We start from the raw sequence: 18,042 nt of genomic DNA, 5'->3' as shown, positions 1-18,042 counted from the left end.
CCGCACCCCCGCCCGGGTGCGGCGCCGGACGGGGATCAGCTGGTCTTCGTACAGGAGACCAGGGGAACGGGGTTGCTGCCGGTCCACGAGCCGAGGAAGCCGAACGTGGTGCTCGCTCCGCCGGCCAGGGCGCCGTTGTAGTTCACGTTGCGCGCGGTCACCAGCGTGCCGTTGGTGGTGAGGTTGGCGTTCCACGCGGACGCGACCTGTTGACCGTTGTTGAAGTTCCAGCTCACCGACCAGCTCTGGGTCGGCGAGTTGGCCCCCGCGGTCACCTTCACCTCGGCCTGGAAGCCGCCGGCCCACTGACCGGTGATCGAGTACGTCGCGTAGCAGGCGCCGGCCGGCACGGGAGTGCTCGGCGGCGGGGTGCTCGGCGGCGGGGTGCTCGGCGGCGGCGTGCTCGGGGGCGGAGTGGTGGGCGGCGGGGTCGTCGGCGGCGGCGTGGTGGGCGGCGGGGTGCTCGTGCCGCCGGAGAAGTCCACGTCACTGCACAGGTAGTACGACTGGTCCAGGTGACTGGCCTGCCAGACCGTGTAGACGATGTGCCGCCCGGTGCGGCCCGGCGCGCTGACCGGGATCTGGATGGACACGCCACCGGTGTCCTTGTCCCACTGCGACGCCGGGGTGTTGCCGATCTGGCCGGCCAGCTCCAGGTCGTCCCAGCCGAGCGCCTCGGTCGACGAGTTGAAGCCCTGCTTGGTCACGTACACCCGGATGTAGTCCGCGCCGTGGCTGGCCTGGTCGAAGAAGCGCAGCCGGAAGTTGTTCGACACCGGGGTGGCCTTCCACGCGCCGATGGTGTCCAGGGCGTTGTAGCGACCGTTCTGTGTGCGTCCGCCGCTGCACAGCTGGCCGTCGGGGACGGCGGCCTGGTGGTTGCCCGCCACACCCTCGCGGAACAGCCCGTTCCAGTTCCACATGGCCTGCGGGTCGGCCTGCCAGGCCTGCCAGCACATCGGGTCCTCGGTGGCCATCCGGGGATTCTGGAAGTCGCTGCCCCAGCGTTGCCAGCAGCTGTAGTTGCGCGAGGCCGGGTCGACGACCGAGCCGTGCGCGGAGGCGGGCTGGACCAGCGCGACGCTCAGCGCGGTGGTCAGCAGGAGCGTGACGGCCGCCGCGATGGCGAGTGGCCGGAGCACGCGTGGTGATCGGGCGAGAGTGGACATGGAGCCCCCGGGGGGATGAGGTCGGACGACGACACCCGGACGGCCGGGAGTTGCCCGCTCCCGTGCCTGCTGCGCTGCTCCCGCGCTGGCTCTACCCGGCACGATGCCAGGTCGATCGTCAGACGTCAATGACCTTGCGGCGCATCGGGGTGTGCGGAATGCCGTCCTCGACGTACTCCGGGCCGCTCACCGCGAAGCCGTGCCGGGCGTAGAAACCGACCAGGTGCGACTGGGCCTCCAGCACGCAGGGCCGGTTGCCGACGAGGTCCAGCGCCGCGGTCATCAGCCGCCCCGCCTGCCCGCCGCCGCGCGCCTTCGGGGCCACCACCACCCGACCGATCCGGGCGGCGCCGTCGGCGTCGGCGAGGATCCGCAGGTACGCCAGCGGCGCGTCGCCGTCGGTCAACCAGAGGTGGCGCGTGCCCGGCTCCACGTCGCGCCCGTCGAGTTCGGGGTAGGGGCAGTTCTGCTCGACCACGAACACGTCGATGCGCAGCTTGAGCAGGTCGTGGAAGGTGCGGGCGTCCAGGTCGGCGAAGGACGCCGCCCGGATCTCGGTGGTCTGCTGGGGCACCCACCGATCGTAGGCCGGGCCGGCTCACGCGGCGTCTCCGCGGGTCGGCGCGAGGTAGGTGGCGGCCACGGCGGTGAGCAGCAGCGCGCCGCCGAGGAGTACCGGCAGGGGGAGCGGCTCGTGCAGCAGCGCCACGGCCAGCGCCGCCGCCGTCAGCGGTTCGAGCAGGGTCAGGACGGCCGCGACGCTGCCGGCCGTCGTGCGCAGCCCGGCGTAGAACAGCGCGTACGCCACGGCGGTGGTGACGATGCCGAGGTGCAGCAGCAGCGCCAGGGTGTCGAGGCGTACGTCGACGGCGACGCCGGCGACAAGTGCCATCGGCGCCAGGGTCAGCGCGCCGACCACCGTGGAGATGGTGGTCAGTGTCATCGGTGCGGTGTGCTGCGACACCTGGCGGCTGATCAGAGTCGTCACCGCGTACCCGAGGCCGGACCCGGCGGCCGCGAGCAGGCCCAGCAGCGGGGCCGGCGCCGCCGTGGTGGGCTCGGCGGTGGCCCCGGTGATCAGGGCGAGCCCGGCCACGGCGGTGATCAGGGTGCCGAGGCGTGTCGGGCCGGGAAGCCGGCGGGCCCGCAGCGACTCCCAGGTCGCCGCGAGCACCGGCGCCAGGCCCAGGCTCACCACGGTGGCCACGCTGACCCCGGCGAGGGCCACGGCGGCGAAGTAGAGCGCCTGGTAGAGGCCGAGGCCGACGCCGGTGAGCAGCAGCGGTACGGGTGCCGCGCGCAGGGCGGCCAGGAGTGTGCGGAGTCGGCCGGCGCTGCACGCCAGCAGCACGAGCGCGGCGATCGCGAGACGGTGGAAGCCGATGCTCACCGGGCTGAGCCCGGTGCCCTCGCGCAGCAGTTGCACCGCCACACCTGTGGTGCCCCACAGGACTCCGGTGACGGTGATCTGGATCAGGCCGGTGCGGGCCTTCAGGGCGGCCGGGGCCGGGGTGGCCGGCGGCGCGGTACGGGACGTGGACACTGTTGCGCTCCGTTGGGATGACGTTGCCGGGGACGACGTCGACGGAGCGCGTACGGCGAACTGACCGGCCGGGGTGGGTCACCCGGTCGGTGTGGGGCGCGGCGCTCCGCTCAGGAGCGCGGCGGGGGCAGGACGCCCAGCAGTGGCCGCATCGGGCGACCGTACCGCAGGGCGCGCGGTCAGGCGGGGCGGGCGCCGACGGCGTCGCGGATCTCGGCGCCCTCGGCGCCCTCGACCGCGCGGGCGCAGTGCCCGCAGCAGAAGAACCGGCCGTTGACCTCCACGCCGTGCCCGACGATCTTGACCTGGCAGTGTTCGCAGATGGGCGCCAGGCGGTGGACGGCGCACTCGAACGAGTCGAAGGTGTGCACGTCGCCGCTGACGGTGTGCACCTCGAACGCCATCCAGTAGTCGTTGCCGCAGACCTCGCAGGTTGCCACCGAAAAACCCCCCGTATCAGGACATGTGCCCTCAGAGTGCCCCAGGGTGGGGCGGCGGCGGGCGGGTTGCCGCCAGCTGGCCGGGTTGGGCGGCGTGTCGGCTCCGGCGTGTCGTCCGTTAGGTCCGATGAGCGCCGTGACCCCGGAGGATCGCCATGATCAAACGCAACAAGCTCTTCGGCAGCCAGACCCGGGTGACGTTCTGCCTCCCGCGGGACACCCCGCCCGGCCCGGTGAGCGTCGTGGGCTCCTTCAACGACTGGGAGCCCGGCCGGCACGAGTTGGTGGCCCGCCGCGACGGCACCCGGACGGTGACGGTGAAGCTCGGCCCGGGGGAGTACCGGTTCCGCTATCTCGCCAGCGGCGGGGTCTGGCTCGACGACGAGACGGCCGACGACGTCGACGACCGCGGCAGCCTGCTGCGACTCTGAGGAGCGAAGTCGTCACCATCGATGTATTTATCGACCGCGCTCTTTACTGTTAATAAAGTTTAAATTACCTTGGGGGCACCTCACCGCACCTGGAGAAGGAGCTGCCCCCATGCGTCGAAGAATCACCGTCCCGCTGGTGGCGGCGGGCGCTGTCGCCGCCACCCTCACCGTCGCCGCGCCCGCCCAGGCGCACGGCTACGTCTCCGCCCCACCGAGCCGGCAGGCGCTCTGCGCCCAGGGCCGGGTGCCCGACTGCGGCCAGATCAAGTACGAGCCGCAGAGCGTCGAAGGACCCAAGGGCCTCAAGAGCTGCAACGCCGGCATCGCCCAGTTCGCCGTCCTCAACGACGACAGCCGGGGCTGGCCGGCCACGTCGGTCGGCAGCTCGCTGACCTTCACCTGGGTCAACACCGCCCGGCACGCCACCAGCAACTGGGAGTACTGGATCGGCAACACCCGCGTCGGCGTGGTCAACGGCAACGGGCAGCAGCCCGGCGCCACTGTCTCGCACACCGTCAACCTGGGCGGCTTCTCCGGCCGGCAGAAGATCCTCGCGGTGTGGAACATCTCCGACACGGCGAACGCGTTCTACTCCTGCATCGACGTGCAGATCGGCGGCGGCGGATCGACGCCCACCCCCACGCCGACGACCTCACCCACGCCACGGCCCACCACCAGCCCGACCACGGCGCCGACGACCCCGCCGACGACGCCGCCCGCGACGGGTGGCACCTGGACCGCCGGCCGGGCGTACCAGGTCGGCGACCAGGTCACCTACGGCGGCCTGACGTACCGCTGCCGGCAGGCCCACACGGCGATCCTCGGCTGGGAGCCGCCGAACGTGCCGGCCCTCTGGCAACAGGTGTGACCGACACGGGTGCGGCCCCGGCCGCACCCGTGCCGCGCCGTCCCCGGATGATCGGAGCCCTCGGCATGCCCCGCGCAACCCTGCTGACCTGCCTGGTCGTCGCGTCGCTGCTCACCGCCTGCGCAGGGCCGTCGGAGCGCCCGCCAGCTTCCGCGTCCCCGGCCGCGTCGGCGGCGGTCGGGCCCGCGCCGACCGGAGCTGAGCTGAGCGGCATCGACGTGGTGTTCCTGAGCACGATGGTCGGGCACACCGAACGCACGTTGCAGATCGTCCGGCTCGTCCGGGACCGGCTGCGCGACGACTCGCTGCGCACCCTGGCCGCCGCCATCGAGGCGACCGAGGCCGACGAGCTGTCGGCCATGCGCGGTTGGCTGCCCACGACCGGGCCGGGCGTGAGCGCGGCCGGGCACGACCACGCCGGGCACGGCGACGACACCGCGCTTGACCGGCTGCGGGCCGCGTCGGACGCCGACGTCGACCGGGTGCTGCGCGAGGTCCTCGCCGACCACCAGCGGGCCGCCGCCGACCTGGCCCGGGCCCAGGTCGGCGTCGGTCGCAACGAGCAGGTCCGCGACCTGGCCCGGCGGATCGACCAGTCCCGCAGCGCGGAGGTCGAACTTCTCAGGGGTACGCCCTGAACGCGCCCGTCAGCGCGGTTCCAGCCGGACCGAGATCGAGTTGACGCAGTGCCGGGTGTCCTTCGGGGTGAAGCCCTCGCCGTGGAACACGTGCCCGAGGTGGCTGTCGCAGCGGGCGCAGCGGATCTCCGTACGGGCCATGCCGAGGCTGCGGTCCTCGATCTCCTTGACCCGGCCCGGGATGGCGTCGTCGAAGCTCGGCCACCCGCAGTGCGAGTCGAACTTCGTGTCGCTGGAGAAGAGTTCGAGACCGCAGGCGCGACAGTGGTAGACCCCCTGGGTCTTGGTGTCCACGTACTCACCGACCCACGGGCGTTCGGTGCCGGCCTCCCGCAGGACGTGGAACTCCTCGGGGCTCAGGCGGACACGCCACTCGTCCTCGGTCTTGGGCAGGTTGTTGTCGTCAAGACTCACCAGTCAACGGTACGTCGAACGTCGGGGGCGTGGCATAAGGTCGCGGGATGGGTGGCACCAAGGCAGCGGTCGCCGAGGTCGAGGTGGCCGGGCGCAGCGTACGGCTGAGCAGTCCGGACCGCGTGATCTTCCCGCAGCGGGGGTTCACCAAGGCGGACGTCTTCCACTACTACCTGGCGGTCGGCGACGGGATCATGCGCGCCCTGCGCGACCGGCCCACCACGCTGCAACGCTTCCCCGAGGGCGTCGAGGGTGAGGCGTTCTTCCAGAAGCGGGTGCCCACCCGGGGCGTGCCGCCCTGGGTGACCACCGCCCAGATCACCTTCCCCAGCGGTCGCAGCGCGGCCGAACTCTGCCCGGCCGATCTGGCGCACGTGGCCTGGGCGGCACAGATGGGCACGATCGTCTTCCACCCGTGGCCGGTGCGCGCCGCCGACGTGGACCGCCCCGACGAGCTGCGCATCGACCTCGACCCGCAGCCCGGCACCGACTTCGCCGACGCGGCGCGGGCCGCCGGGGAGGTCCGCGCGCTCCTCGACGAGCTGGGCGCGACCGGCTGGCCGAAGACCTCCGGCGGCCGCGGCGTGCACGTCTACCTGCGCATCCAGCCCCGTTGGACGTTCACCGAGGTGCGCCGCGCCACGATCGCGCTGGCCCGGGAGGTGGAGCGCCGCAACCCCGACCTGGTGACCACCGCCTGGTGGAAGGAGGAGCGCGGCACGCGGGTCTTCGTCGACTACAACCAGATGGCCCGGGACCGGACGATCGCCTGCGCGTACTCGCTGCGGGCCAACGCCCGGGCGACCGTCTCCACCCCGGTCACCTGGGACGAGCTGCCCGACGTCGACCCGGACGACTTCGACCTGCGCAGCGTCCCGACCCGGCTCGCCGAGCAGGGCGACCCGCACGCCGGCATCGACGACGCCCCGTGGGACATCACGCCCCTGCTGGAGTGGGCCGAGCGCGACGCCGCCGCCGGCCAGGGCGACCTGCCGTACCCACCGGACCACCCCAAGATGCCCGGCGAACCCAAGCGCGTGCAGCCCAGCCGCGCCAAGCGCACCCCCGACAACGACACCGTCTGACGGCCTCTGCCTCACGGGGATGGTTGGGCGGTCGACGCCAGAAACCGGGCGAACAGCTGCGCCGGGTCGGGCGGTGGATCGGGGTTGAGTCGGTACAGATCGGCCGTGGCGTCGAACAACTGGCTGGCCATGTAGATCGACAGCCCCACCCGGTCCGCCCGGTACTCGACTCGCAGCAACATCCGTGCCGACGGGCACGTCCACCGGTCGCAGCAGACCCGGCAGAGCCACAGTGGCCGGCGCGGCAGGTGCTGGTGTACGGGATGAAGGCCGCGAAGTGGCCGACGGTCAGGGATGGGCACGTCCGATGTAGGCATACCCTTTACGGTGACCGGGGCGTTGCCCCGAGTCAAGGAGCCGGGGCAACTCTCTAGCGTCCGCCGTATGGAGCTGGTGGGCGCTGCGGAGATTCGAGTGATGCTCGGCGGCATCAGCAAGCAGCGGGTCTACGTCATCACCAGCCACCGGAACTTTCCGGAGCCGGTGGCGGATCTGGTGCAGGGAAAGGTCTGGCGGAAGTCGGACGTGATGGCCTGGATCAGGGAGCATCGGCCGGAGTTGGTCGAAGGCTGAGGAAGCTGCTCAGTTCGGGCGGCATGTGGTCCTGCGGACTGCGAAAGTGTCGTACACCCGTTCTAAAATTTGTGGGTGATCGATGAGTTGGCGCGGGCGGAGAGTGCGGTGGCGGCCTGCGCCGACGCTGCTGCCTGGGCCCTCTCCGAGCGTGACCTGATCGCGACGATCGATGCCACCCACCGGCTGCAGCAGCGTCTGGCGGCGGTGCAGTTGGCGGCGGTTCGCGAGCTGGACGGCCGGGGTGTCGCGGTCGCGCAGGGTGCGTCCTCGACGGCGGTGTGGCTGCGCCACCGCCTACGCCTCGACGTCGCCGTCGCCCGGCGGCTGGTCGGGCTCGCTGCCTCGCTCGACGTGGCCCCGCCCGGCGCGCGGGCCGCCCTGGCGGATGGGGTCGTCAGCGTCGAGCAGGCCCGGGTCATCGTCGACACCGCCGCCGCCGTGTCGGCCTCGGCGGGCGCCGAGGTCGTCGACAAGGCGGTCGGCGTGCTGGTGGAGTGGGCCGAGCAGTTCGAACCCACCCTGCTGCGCAAGATGGGCACTCGGATCCTCGACCACGTCGCCCCCGACCTCGCCGATGCTGCCGCCGCAGCGGCCTTGAAGGCCGAGGCCACCCGAGCCGCCCGCGACCGGCACGTCACCATCTCCGAGCAGGCCAGCGGCCGGCTGCGGCTCGCCGGCACGCTCGACGCGGAAGCCGCTGCCCTGCTGCGGGCCGCCATCGATCCTCTCTGCGCGCTCTCCGGGCCGGATGACAGCCGCAGCCCCGGGCAGCGCCGCCACGATGCCCTCGCCGACGTGTGCCGACTCGCCCTGCGTACCGGTGAGCTGCCCGAGCACGGCGGCGACCCCGCCCAGGTCGTCGTCACCACCAGTTACGACGGCCTGGCGCGGCAACTGCATGCCGGCGTCCTCGACATCGGCCCGCATCTCACCCCCGAGTCGGTGCGTCGGCTCGCCTGCGATGCCGCCATCCTGCCTGCCGTGCTCGGCGGCAGCGGTCAGGTCCTCGATGTCGGCCGGCAACGCCGACTGGTCACCGGGCCGCTGCGTCGGGCACTGGTGCTGCGGGACGGCGGCTGCACGTTTCCGGGCTGTGACCGGCCGTCGCGCTGGTGCGCCGCCCACCACATCCGCCACTGGGTCGACGGTGGCACGACCAGCCTCGACAACGCCGTTCTGCTGTGCGGCCACCACCACCGCCACGTCCACCAGAGCGACTGGGCCGTCCGCCTCGGCGGCGACGGCCACCCGGAATTCGTGCCGCCGGCCTGGCTCGACCCGGAGCAGCTGCCGCGCCGCAACCACTACCACCGGCGAACGTAGGCGATCGGCACCCGGGTTCCTTCTCGCCGGCCAGCCACGCGGTTCAGAGCAGTTCGAGGATGATGCCGTTCTCGGATTCCTCGCCGCGTGGGCCGTGGTCGCGGATGATCTCGACGATCATGTCGAACAGCGTCTGTCCCTGGCCGCGTCGCGCGCCGCGGAGCCTGGCCTCGACGTCGGCGCGGTTCGACGGGTGGCAGGTGCGCAGGATCTGCTCCAGCCAGCGGACCGTCGCGTCCTGACCGAGTGCCGCCCGCGACGCGTCGGAGTTGAGCCACCTGAGCACCCACTGCGTCTCGGGGGTGCCGAAGCCTGCGTGCAGGATGTCGTTGAAGGCGTCGAGGTTTCCGTTCCACGTCGCGTCCGGCAGCAGCCGCGAGAACTCGCGTACGAAGCCGGCGAAGTCGACGAACGAGGCGCCGTCGATGCTCAGCACGGGGAGAGCGTCGCTCTGGTTGGTCACGGTCCAAGTATGCGAGTCCCAGGCGGATGACGTTGACGCTGTACCGATTGACTTTCGATAGGTAACGAGCGAAAATCGATGCATGGTTGTTGAACGTCGAGCGGTAGCCGCTCTCAGAGTCTTTCTCGTGGTGCTGTTCGTGGTCCTGGTCGGCTTTCAGAGCTTCTCGTTACCGGGGCAGTTCGCGCACATGGCCCAGGAGTCGCCGGAGCACGCGTACCTCCGGTGGCCGCTGACCGCCGTGACGGTGTTCTGGGTGCTGTGTGTCCAGGTGGTGATCGTCTGCACCTGGAAGTTGCTCAGCCTGGTCAAGGACGACCGCATCTTCACCGAGGCGTCCCTGAAGTGGGTCGACCTGATCGTGTGGGCCATCGGCGCGGGGTGGGTGGTGCTGGTGGGCGTCTTCCTCTACGTGGGCTTCAACGCGGACGACCCGGGCGGCCCGATCCTGCTGTTCCTGTTGACGATGGGCGTCACGGTGCTCGGGCTCCTCATGGTCGTGATGCGCGCGCTGCTGCGGCAGGCCACGACGCTGCGTACCGACATGGAAGCGGTGATCTGATGCCCATCATCGTCCGCATCGACGTCGAGTTGGCCAAGCGCAAGATGAGCGTCGGCGAGTTCGCCGAGCGCGTCGGGCTCACCCCGGCGAACGTGGCGGTCCTGAAGAACGGCCGCGCCAAGGCCGTCCGCTTCAGCACCCTGGAAGCGATGTGCCGAGTGCTCGACTGTCAGCCCGGAGACCTGCTCGAGTGGGTCGAGGAGGAAACCCCATGAGGTACGTCATCGCCGTTCTCGTCGTCGCCCTCGGCGTCGCCGCCGTCGTGTACGGAGGAGCCGACGACTCGCCGGGCCTCCAGCTCATCGGCGCCCTGCTCGTCGTGGGCGCGGTGCTGTTCGCGGTACGGACGGCCCGGCGCGGAACGTGACCACGCCTGCCGTACTCGTAATAACGATCATGTAACGGGCGCGAACCTTTCCCCGTAGGTGACCTGTCTTGAAGGTCGTCGGCCCGCCAGGGCCAGGGGAGGCGTCGGATGAAGCTGGTGTGGAGGCGGGCCCGCGAGGCGCGGGGTCTGCTGGTTGCCGCGGTGATCGCCGCCCTGGTGGCCGTAGCGTTGGTCACCGGTCTGTCCGACTACAACCGCCGGGCGGTGGACGCCGGGCAGCGGGCGCTGGTCGCCGCGTCGCCGGCCGAGGAACGCGGCCTGCTCATCAGCGGCGCCGGCGGCCGTGACGCCGCCGAGTTCGCCACCCGCGACCAGGCGGCACGTGCCCAGTTCGCCGACGGGCTCGCCGGGGTCCCGGTCACCGTCGCCGGGGCCCAGTACGGCACCGGCCGGGAGTTGACCGGCGACCTCGGCTCGGTGCCGCGCACAGGCGACGAGCCGATCTTCGCGAACCTGGCCACCCTCGACGACCTGGCCGCGCACGCCGAACTGGCCAGCGGAGCGTGGCCGCGTCCCGGAGCGAAACCCGTCCAGGTGAGCCTGCCGGAACGGGTCGCCACGACACTCGGCCTCACCACCGGCGAGCGGATCCCGCTGCGCGACCGCTCCACCGAGAAGGCCAGCGAGGTGGTGCTCGCCGGGACCTGGCGGCCCCGCGACCCGGCCGAGGCGTACTGGCTGCTGGCCCCCGGCGTGGGTGTGGGCAGCGCCGGGTCGGCCACCTCGTACGGGCCGTTCGCGCTGGACCCGGCCGACTTCGCGACCGCCTTCCCGGGCTCGGTGACGGCGTCCTGGCTGGCCGAACCGGACCTCGGCGGCGTCGACGCCGGTGACCTGCCCGCGGTGCGGGCCGCCGTGAACGCGGCCTCGACGGCGGTGCCGGAGGCCGCCCAACTGGGCAGCTCGGCGCAGTCCCTGACGAAGATGGACCAACTGCTCGACCGGATCGCCCGCGCCGACCTGGTGGGACGCTCCGCGCTGGCCACTCCGCTGCTGCTCATCCTGGTGCTCGGCGGGTACGCGCTGGTGCTGGTCGCCGCCCTGCTGCACGAGGACCGCCGTCCACAGACCGCACTGCTGCGCGCCCGGGGCGCTGCCCGGCGCCAACTCGCGGGCCTGGCCGCTCGGGAAGCGACCCTCGTGGTGGCGCCGGCCGCCCTGCTCGGGCCGGTGCTCGCCGGGGAGGCGCTGCGGTTCGTCCGGCCCGGCGGGGCGGCGGAACTGTCCGCCTCCGGCGGCAACGCCACCCTGGTCTGGGCAGTTGCCGCGGCGACCGCCGCCGGATGCCTGGTGGCCATGGTCGCGCCGACGCTGCGCGGGGCCGGCACGTACGTGGCCGACATGGCCGCCCGGTCCCGGCCGAACCGGTCGGCGAGCATCCAGCGGGCCAGCGTCGACCTGGTGCTTGTCGCACTCGCCGTGCTCGCCTGGGTGCAACTGCGCCGGTACGCCTCACCGCTGGCCGGCTCGAACGGCCGTCTCGGGCTCGACCCGCTGCTGGTGGCCGCCCCGACCCTCGGTGTGCTGGCCGGGGCCGTGCTGGCGCTGCGGGTGCTCCCGCCGCTGACCCGGTTCGCCGAGCGGTTCGTTGACCGGCGGCCGTGGACGGCCACCATGTTCGGCATGTGGCAGGCCGGCAGGCGTCCGCACGCCGGGCCCGTGCTGCTGCTCGCCCTCGCCGTCGGCGGGAGCACCCTGGCCTGGTCACTGGTCAGCACGGGCGAGCGGTCCCAGGTCGAGCAGGCCGGCCACACGGTCGGCGCCGACCTGCGGGTCACCGAGCGGGCCGGCTCCGCCCCGCCGTCCCGGGCCGGTCAGCTCGCCGCGCTGCCGGGCGTGCACCGGGCGGTGCCGGCGTGGCGCGACGAGGTACGGGTCGGCCGCGGGGACCTTCCCGTGACCGTGATCGGGTTCGACCCGGCCAGCGCGGCCGGTGTCGTCCGGCTCGCCGACCGGCTCAGCGACGAGCCGGTGTCGACGCAGTACCAACGGATGGTCGCCGCGCGTGGCGCCCCCGCCGGCGTCGAACTGCCCGTCGGCACCCGTGCGATCACCGGCACGGCTCGCACCCCCGTCGGCCAGGCCGTCCGGCCACAGCAGATCGCGGTGGCGCTGCTGGTCACCAGCAGCGACGGGCTCGCCTTCCGGCTGCCGGCGGTCAGCGCCACCAGCGACGGACGGCCTGCGCCGTTCACCGTGCAGTTGCCCGACGTGGGCCCGGCGCGGCTGCGGCTCGCCGGCTTCGAGGCCGACGGCGGGGCGGCGGCCGGGAACTCGTACCAGCTCCAGGTGGAGGGGCTGACGCTCGTCGGCGCGGACGGCACCACCCGACCCGCCGAACTGACCGGGCAATGGAACACGACGACCGGCCGCCAGGACGGCAACCAGGCGCCCGCCGTCGCACGGTCCACCGCGTCGGGCGTCGCCGCGAGCTTCCCGGTGGAGGTGATCCCCGGCGGGCAGTTCGCCTACCAACCGCCCACCCGGTTCGCCATCGTGCCCGCCGGAGACATCGCACCCGTTCCGGTGCTGATGACCCCCGGGGTACGCGACGCGTTGAGCCTGCGCACCGGCGACACCTTCACCCTGACCCTCTCCGGCGCGTCCGTGCCGGCCCGACTGCTCGGCGAACTGGACTCCGTGCCGACCACCACCGGCGAGGGCGTGCTGCTCGACCTGCCCACGGCGGTCGACGCGCTGATCCGCTCCGGCGGGACCATCCGGCCGGTGCCGGAGTGGTGGATCGGCGCCGACGACCCGGCCGCCGCGGCCCGCGCCACAGGTGAGTTGACGGGGGTCACAGTCCTCGACCGGCGAGCCGTGATCGAGGCCGCCGCCGACGACCCGTACTGGCGTGGGTCGCGTACGGGGATGCTCGCCGCGGCGCTCGGGGCGGTGCTGCTCGCCCTGGTCGGTCTCATGGTCGACGTGTGGGCCACGGCCCGGCGTCGACTGGGCGAGTTCGCGGTGCTGCACACCCTCGGCGCCACACCCCGGCTGCTGGCCCGGGCGTTGCTGGCCGAACAGACCTTCCTGGCCGGCATCGGCGTCGGGGTCGGGCTGCTGCTCGGCGCCACCGTCGGGGCCACCATGGCTCCACTGGTCATCCTCACCCCGGCCGCCGGCCGGCCGGTGCCCCCGGCGGCCTTCGCGCTGCCCTGGGTGCCCATCGGCCTGACCGCGGTCGGCCTGCTGCTGGCGGCGCTCGCCTTCAGCGCGTTCATCGCCGCCGGCATCCGTCAGCGGGTGGCGGCGGTGCAGCTGCGAATCGGGGGAGAACGATGAGCGTCGGCGCGGCCGCCCGCCGGGTCCGGGCGTACGGCGGGCAGTTCCTGCTTCTGGCAGTGCTGACCCTGGTGGTCACTCTGCTGGTCAGCGGAGTGCCCCGACTCGTCAACCGGCTCGCGGAACAGGGGCTGCGGGCGCAGCTCACCAATGAGCCCGCCGCCCGCCGGGACCTCTCGTACACGTCGAACTCCGCCATTCCCACGACGAAGACGGCGATGGCGGAGTCGCAGGAGAAATTCGACGGCCTGCTCGCGGCGATGCCGCCGCAGGTGCGCTCGGCCGTCACCGAGTCGTGGCACCGGGTGGACCTCCCCCCGACCCGCCTGGTCGGGCCGGACCTCGCGGCCCGCAAACTGCTTGTCGACCTGGGTCTGCGGGCCATGCCCGGGATTCAGGACGCCGGCGTCCTCGTCGAGGGCACCTGGCCCAGTGAGACGTACGTTCCGGACCGGCCGATCGAGGTCGCGCTGGACGTCGACGTGGCCCGCAAGCTCAACCTGCGCGCCGGCAGCCGGCTGCGCATCGGCACCGTCGATCTCGCGGGTACCTTCGGCGACCCGAAACCGGTGGTGGTGTCCGGGCTGTTCCGGCCCATCGACCGCGCGGACGGGATGTGGGACGGACTGCCGCAGCTGCTGCGAATCATTGAACCGCAAGGCGACGGCCAGCCGTTCACCATCACCGGCGTGATCGCCCAGTCCGCCATGAACAAGCGAGCCACGGAGGGCTGGCCGATCCAGTCCGAGTGGCGGTACCGACTGGGCGTCGACCGGATCGACGCACGCGGTCTGGACGAGATGATCGGCGGCCTGCAGGAGATGCAGCGCAACGTTCCGCCGGGCTTCGCGTTGACCATCGGCGTCGACGTTCCGCTGCGGGCGTTCGCCGCCCAGCTGAACGCCGCCCGTACCCTGCTCGCCGTCATCGGCGCCGGCGTGCTGGCCACCCTGGCCGGTCTGATCGTGCTCGCGGCCATCCTGGCCACCCGTCGGCGCCGCTCGGAGTTCGCGTTGATCCGGGCCCGTGGTGGCGCCGCCACCGCAGGCGCCCGTCGCAGTCTGGCCGAGTCACTGCTGGTGGTGCCGGTCGCCGCAGTGGCCGGCTGGTTGCTCGGCACCCTGTTCCCCGGCGCTCCGGATCCGACCGCCCGGTACGCCGCGGCGGCGACCGTGCTGGTCACCCTGGCGCTGCCGCTGGCGACACTGGCCGTGCAGGGTGGCGGTGCCGCTCGCCGGGACCTGGTCCGGGTGCGCCCGTCGGCCCGCCGGCTCACCGTCGAGGTCTCCCTGCTGCTGCTGGCCGGGCTCGCCGCGGTGCTGCTGCGCCGACGCGGGCTCACCCTCGGCGAGGTGGACCCGCTGCTGGTGTCCGTGCCGGTGCTGCTCGCGGTCGCCGCGGCGGTGCTCGCGCTGCGCGCGTACCCGTGGCCGTTGCGGTTGGTCAGCCGGCTGGCCGCGCGGACGCGCGGCAGCGTGACATTCCTCGGCACCGCGCGGGCCGGGCGATCCGCCGTCGCCGCGCCACTGGTCGTCGTGGTGCTGGCGATCGGCACCGCGGCGTTCTGCGCGGTGGTCGCCGCAGGCGTCGACGCCAGCCGCGACCGGGCCGTGGAGCGGACCGTTCCCGCCGACGCGGTGATCCGGGGGGAACGCTTCGCCCCGGACACGGTCGAGGCGTTGGCCGGTCTGCCCGGCGTGCAGGCAGCCACCCCGGTCCTGATCGAGCCGGACGAGCGGCTGGCCACCGACGAGGTGGGCACCGACGCGCGGGTCGGACAGACGACGGTGCTGCTGGTCGACGGCCCCGGACTGGCCCGGGTGGCCGGCGACGCGGAGGTCGACGTGACGGTCCCTGACGCGTTGCGCTCCGCCCGGGCCGAACCGGGACCGCTGCCCGCGATCGTGTCCCCGGCCGTCGCCGCCGACCTGTCGCGGGCGGGCCTGGACCGCTCGGCGTTCGTGTCGGTGCAGGGGCAGCGGTACGAGTTCCGGGTCGCCGGCGCGCAGGACAGCTTCCCGCTGTTGGCGCAGAGCACCAGCCGGTTTGTCATCCTGCCCTGGCAGGCGCTGCCGCCGCGGAACACCACGCCCGTGCCGACCAGCCTGCTCGTCGCCGGGGACCGGCTCGATGTGGAGGCGCTCCGGCAGGCCGGTGACCAGGGCCAGCTGCGCTACCAGCAGCAGGGTGCGGTCACCGGCCGGGAACGGCCGCTCGGAGTCACCGTCGACACCCGAGCGGCCGTACGACGGGACCTCGGTGACGGTGGCGCGAACGGCGTGCTGGCCTTCGGGTTCGTGGCGGGCGCCGCCGGCGGCACCGTGCTCGGACTGCTGGCCATCGCGTTCACCGTGCTGGCCGGCGCGCGGGCCCGGGGGCAGGTGCTGTCCCGGCTGCGCACCCTCGGCCTGTCCCGCCGGCAGTGGCGAGGGCTGCTGCTGGTCGAGCTGGCACCGCTGGTCGGCGTGTCGGTGCTGACCGGCGCGCTGGTCGGCGCGGTGCTCCCGCTGGTGCTCAATCCGGTGCTCGGCCTGTCCGCGTTCACCGGCGGAGTGCCGGTCCGGGTGGCGTTCGAACCCGGCCTGGTCGTCGCGGTGTTCGCACTCGGGGCGGTCGCCCTCGGCTTCGCGGTCGCCGTCGAGGCCCTGAACAACCGCCGGCTGCGCCTCGGTGAGGTGCTCCGGCTCGGAGAGGAGAGCTGAGATGACCGTTACCGAACAGACGTCACTGGTGCCCGACCTGGCCGCCCTGCAACAGAGGGCCGCGCAACGCGCTGCCGAGCGGGCCGGCGGGCAGGACCGACTGCGCGGACACATCGTCTGCGACGGTCTGGTGCGCATCTTCAAGACCGAGGGGGTGGAGGTCGTCGCCCTGCAGGGTCTGGACCTGGTCATCGACCGGGGTGAGCTGGTGGCGATCGTCGGCGCGTCCGGCTCGGGCAAGTCGACCCTGCTCAACATTCTCTCCGGTCTGGACACGCCGACCGCCGGCATCGCCCGGGTGGCCGACTACGACCTGCTCTCGCTGTCGGCCAAGCGGCGGCTGAGCTACCGGCGCGAGCTGGTCGGGTTCGTCTGGCAGCAGACGGGTCGCAACCTGCTGCCGTACCTGACCGCGCTGGAGAATGTCGAGTTGCCGATGCAGTTGGCCGGCAAGCGGGGCGCCAAGGCCCGCCGGGAACGGGCCCGGGAGCTGCTCGACATGGTCGGCGTGGGCTACTGCGCGGACCGCCGGCCGGGCCAGCTCAGCGGCGGCGAGCAGCAGCGGTGCGCGGTGGCGGTGGCCGTGGCCAACGACCCGGAGGTGCTCTTCGCCGACGAGCCGACCGGTGAACTGGACGAGGCCACCGGCGCGGAGGTCTTCGCGGCGCTGCGCACCATCAACGCCGAACTGGGCGTGACCATCGTCGTCGTCACCCACGACCACGCCGTGGCCACCCAGGTCCGCCGGACCGTCGCGATCCGCGACGGCCGAACCGCCTCCGAGGTACGCCGGACCGCGCGCGTCGGCGCGGACGGCAACACCGAACTGGTCAGCGAGGAGTACGCGGTGCTGGACCGCAACGGCCGGATGCAGCTGCCGGCCGCGTTCGTCGACGCGCTGTCGCTGAAAGAGCGGGTCCGGCTCGATCTGGAGCCCGACCACGTGCAGGTACGGCCCGGTGACCGGGCCTCGGACGAGCGGGAGGCACGGGCGTGAGCCCTCAGGACATGGTGGTGGCCGGAACGGCCGGGTTCAGCGGCAGCTCCGGAACGCCCGCGGACGAGGTGGTGCGGGTCAGCGGCGTGAGCCGGACCTTCGGTCGCGGTGAGCACGCCGTGCAGGCGGTACGCGATGTCTCGTTCAGCGCCAACCGTGGTGAGCTGGTCGCCATCCGGGGTCGCTCCGGCGCCGGCAAGACCACGTTGCTCAACATCATCGGCGGACTGGACCGGCCGGACAGCGGTCAGGTCATGGTGGCCGGGCACGACGTGACCTCGGCCGGGGAGGCCGAGCTGCTGCGGCTGCGCCGGGGCACCGTCGGTTTCGTCTTCCAGACCTTCGGGCTGGTGCCGATCCTCTCCGCCGCCGAGAACGTGGGCGTGCCGTTGCGACTGGCGCAGGTGCCGGCCGCGGAGCGGGAGCAGCGCGTGGCGGTGCTGCTGGAGCTGGTGGGGCTGGGCGGGCACGCGGCGCAGCGCCCGTACGAGCTGTCCGGCGGGCAGCAGCAGCGCGTGGCGGTCGCCCGCGCGCTCGCCAACGAGCCGGACCTGCTCATCGCCGACGAACCCACTGGACAGCTGGACTCGGAGACCGGCCGCTCCATCATGGACCTGCTGCGCGCGGTGGTGCACGCCCGTGGCATGACGGCCCTGGTGGCCACACACGACCCGGCCCTGATCGACCTCGCGGACCGGGTGCTCGTCCTGCGCGACGGCCGCCTGGTCGACGGCTGACCGCCGCCCTCGGCCGTGGTCCTGGTCCGTGGTCCGTGTGTCCTGGTCGGTGGTCGGTGGTCGGTGGTCGGTGATCGGTGATCGGCGGTCGGCGGTCCGTGGTCTTCGGTCGGTGGGCGGTGATCTGCGGTCTGCGGTCAGCGGTCACAGGCTGCGGGGCGCGGGCGGCGCGGGCTTGGTCAGAGCCAACCGGCTGTGGTCTGTTCGCATCCTGTCGAGCTGCCCCAGATATGGACCATCCGGCCGACGCGGCCGGGTATCGGGGTGAGCGCGCTGGCCGTTCGAGCTGCCCCGGATGTGGACCGTCGGGCCGGCGTGGCTGGGTATCGGGGTCGGCGCGTCGGCCGTTCGAGCTGCCCCGGATGTGGACCGTCGGGCCGGCGTGGCTGGGTATCGGGGTCGGCGCGTCGGCCGTTCGAGC

Annotated in this window: 20 protein-coding genes; 13 read left to right on the top strand and 7 right to left on the bottom strand. The window is 72.9% G+C overall.

The genetic code is table 11. The features are described from left to right. Positions 1-35: 35 nt before the first annotated feature. From ACLQ27_RS26250 to ACLQ27_RS26235, 4 genes are all read right to left on the bottom strand, one after another. Positions 36-1,169: a lytic polysaccharide monooxygenase auxiliary activity family 9 protein gene (locus tag ACLQ27_RS26250; RefSeq protein ID WP_425869160.1), complete on the bottom strand. Its 1,134-nt coding sequence runs from the start codon at positions 1,167-1,169 to the stop codon at positions 36-38. 118 nt (positions 1,170-1,287) lie between these two features. Beyond that, positions 1,288-1,743 carry a GNAT family N-acetyltransferase gene (locus ACLQ27_RS26245; protein ID WP_425869158.1) on the bottom strand — a complete coding sequence of 152 codons (456 nt, stop codon included), beginning with the start codon at positions 1,741-1,743 and terminating at the stop codon, positions 1,288-1,290. Between the two features lie 24 nt (positions 1,744-1,767). After that, on the bottom strand, positions 1,768-2,712 hold the full coding sequence (locus ACLQ27_RS26240; RefSeq protein ID WP_357498560.1) for a DMT family transporter: 945 nt from the start codon (positions 2,710-2,712) through the stop codon (positions 1,768-1,770). A gap of 179 nt (positions 2,713-2,891) precedes the next feature. Beyond that, positions 2,892-3,152 carry a Prokaryotic metallothionein gene (locus tag ACLQ27_RS26235; protein WP_357575530.1) on the bottom strand — a complete coding sequence of 87 codons (261 nt, stop codon included), beginning with the start codon at positions 3,150-3,152 and terminating at the stop codon, positions 2,892-2,894. Between the two features lie 155 nt (positions 3,153-3,307). On the opposite strand from ACLQ27_RS26235, the gene ACLQ27_RS26230 reads away from it, so the two are divergent. The 3 genes from ACLQ27_RS26230 (at position 3,308) to ACLQ27_RS26220 (ending at position 5,089) form a co-directional block, all read left to right on the top strand. After that, entirely contained in the window at positions 3,308-3,583 is a 276-nt protein-coding gene (locus tag ACLQ27_RS26230; protein ID WP_357498564.1) for a glycoside hydrolase, read from the top strand. 109 nt (positions 3,584-3,692) lie between these two features. Then, positions 3,693-4,451 carry a lytic polysaccharide monooxygenase gene (locus ACLQ27_RS26225; RefSeq protein ID WP_357498565.1) on the top strand — a complete coding sequence of 253 codons (759 nt, stop codon included), beginning with the start codon at positions 3,693-3,695 and terminating at the stop codon, positions 4,449-4,451. A 65-nt stretch (positions 4,452-4,516) separates the two neighbouring features. Beyond that, positions 4,517-5,089 carry a DUF305 domain-containing protein gene (locus ACLQ27_RS26220; protein WP_425869155.1) on the top strand — a complete coding sequence of 191 codons (573 nt, stop codon included), beginning with the start codon at positions 4,517-4,519 and terminating at the stop codon, positions 5,087-5,089. Between the two features lie 9 nt (positions 5,090-5,098). Here the strand turns inward: ACLQ27_RS26220 and msrB are convergent, their stop codons facing one another. After that, positions 5,099-5,503, bottom strand: a complete 405-nt coding sequence (gene msrB / locus ACLQ27_RS26215) for a peptide-methionine (R)-S-oxide reductase MsrB (RefSeq protein ID WP_234588985.1) — start codon at positions 5,501-5,503, stop codon at positions 5,099-5,101. A gap of 47 nt (positions 5,504-5,550) precedes the next feature. On the opposite strand from msrB, the gene ligD reads away from it, so the two are divergent. Then, positions 5,551-6,588 (top strand): non-homologous end-joining DNA ligase, encoded by a 1,038-nt coding sequence (gene ligD, locus ACLQ27_RS26210; protein WP_425869154.1) that lies wholly within the window; start codon positions 5,551-5,553, stop codon positions 6,586-6,588. Positions 6,589-6,599: 11 nt separating this feature from the next. Here the strand turns inward: ligD and ACLQ27_RS26205 are convergent, their stop codons facing one another. Then, positions 6,600-6,770 carry a hypothetical protein gene (locus tag ACLQ27_RS26205; RefSeq protein ID WP_425869153.1) on the bottom strand — a complete coding sequence of 57 codons (171 nt, stop codon included), beginning with the start codon at positions 6,768-6,770 and terminating at the stop codon, positions 6,600-6,602. A gap of 202 nt (positions 6,771-6,972) precedes the next feature. Between ACLQ27_RS26205 and ACLQ27_RS26200 the strand changes: the two genes are divergently transcribed. Then, positions 6,973-7,161: a hypothetical protein gene (locus ACLQ27_RS26200; RefSeq protein WP_425869152.1), complete on the top strand. Its 189-nt coding sequence runs from the start codon at positions 6,973-6,975 to the stop codon at positions 7,159-7,161. A gap of 75 nt (positions 7,162-7,236) precedes the next feature. Continuing rightward, positions 7,237-8,487, top strand: coding sequence for a DUF222 domain-containing protein (locus tag ACLQ27_RS26195; protein WP_425869150.1), 1,251 nt, complete (start codon positions 7,237-7,239; stop codon positions 8,485-8,487). A gap of 43 nt (positions 8,488-8,530) precedes the next feature. Here ACLQ27_RS26195 and ACLQ27_RS26190 read toward each other — a convergent pair whose 3' ends face one another. Beyond that, positions 8,531-8,950, bottom strand: a complete 420-nt coding sequence (locus ACLQ27_RS26190; RefSeq protein ID WP_425869148.1) for a barstar family protein — start codon at positions 8,948-8,950, stop codon at positions 8,531-8,533. 82 nt (positions 8,951-9,032) lie between these two features. Here ACLQ27_RS26190 and ACLQ27_RS26185 point away from each other — a divergent pair, with 82 nt between their 5' ends. The 7 genes from ACLQ27_RS26185 (at position 9,033) to ACLQ27_RS26155 (ending at position 17,621) form a co-directional block, all read left to right on the top strand. Next, positions 9,033-9,512 carry a DUF2975 domain-containing protein gene (locus ACLQ27_RS26185; RefSeq protein ID WP_425869146.1) on the top strand — a complete coding sequence of 160 codons (480 nt, stop codon included), beginning with the start codon at positions 9,033-9,035 and terminating at the stop codon, positions 9,510-9,512. Then, a complete protein-coding gene (locus tag ACLQ27_RS26180) occupies positions 9,512-9,727 on the top strand; it encodes a helix-turn-helix domain-containing protein (RefSeq protein WP_007457017.1) in 216 nt (71 codons plus the stop codon). The genes ACLQ27_RS26185 and ACLQ27_RS26180 overlap by 1 nt, the downstream gene beginning before the upstream one ends. Next, a complete protein-coding gene (locus ACLQ27_RS26175; RefSeq protein ID WP_234588995.1) occupies positions 9,724-9,879 on the top strand; it encodes a hypothetical protein in 156 nt (51 codons plus the stop codon). Before ACLQ27_RS26180 ends, ACLQ27_RS26175 begins: the two co-directional genes overlap by 4 nt. 108 nt (positions 9,880-9,987) lie before the next feature. After that, the gene (locus ACLQ27_RS26170; protein ID WP_425869143.1) at positions 9,988-13,185 is read left to right on the top strand and encodes an FtsX-like permease family protein; all 3,198 of its coding nucleotides are present in this window, start codon (positions 9,988-9,990) and stop codon (positions 13,183-13,185) included. Further along, positions 13,182-15,887: an FtsX-like permease family protein gene (locus tag ACLQ27_RS26165; protein ID WP_357498584.1), complete on the top strand. Its 2,706-nt coding sequence runs from the start codon at positions 13,182-13,184 to the stop codon at positions 15,885-15,887. The genes ACLQ27_RS26170 and ACLQ27_RS26165 overlap by 4 nt, the downstream gene beginning before the upstream one ends. A 1-nt stretch (position 15,888) precedes the next feature. Continuing rightward, positions 15,889-16,884 (top strand): ABC transporter ATP-binding protein, encoded by a 996-nt coding sequence (locus tag ACLQ27_RS26160; protein ID WP_234588998.1) that lies wholly within the window; start codon positions 15,889-15,891, stop codon positions 16,882-16,884. An 11-nt stretch (positions 16,885-16,895) separates the two neighbouring features. Beyond that, the gene (locus ACLQ27_RS26155) at positions 16,896-17,621 is read left to right on the top strand and encodes an ABC transporter ATP-binding protein (RefSeq protein ID WP_234589014.1); all 726 of its coding nucleotides are present in this window, start codon (positions 16,896-16,898) and stop codon (positions 17,619-17,621) included. Positions 17,622-18,042: the final 421 nt, after the last annotated feature.

Origin of the sequence: Micromonospora sp. DT63 (assembly GCF_049841615.1) — a bacterium.
Taxonomy (GTDB): domain Bacteria; phylum Actinomycetota; class Actinomycetes; order Mycobacteriales; family Micromonosporaceae; genus Micromonospora.
Note: the sequence above shows the minus strand (reverse complement) of the source record. Positions and strands in the feature narration are given on the sequence as shown.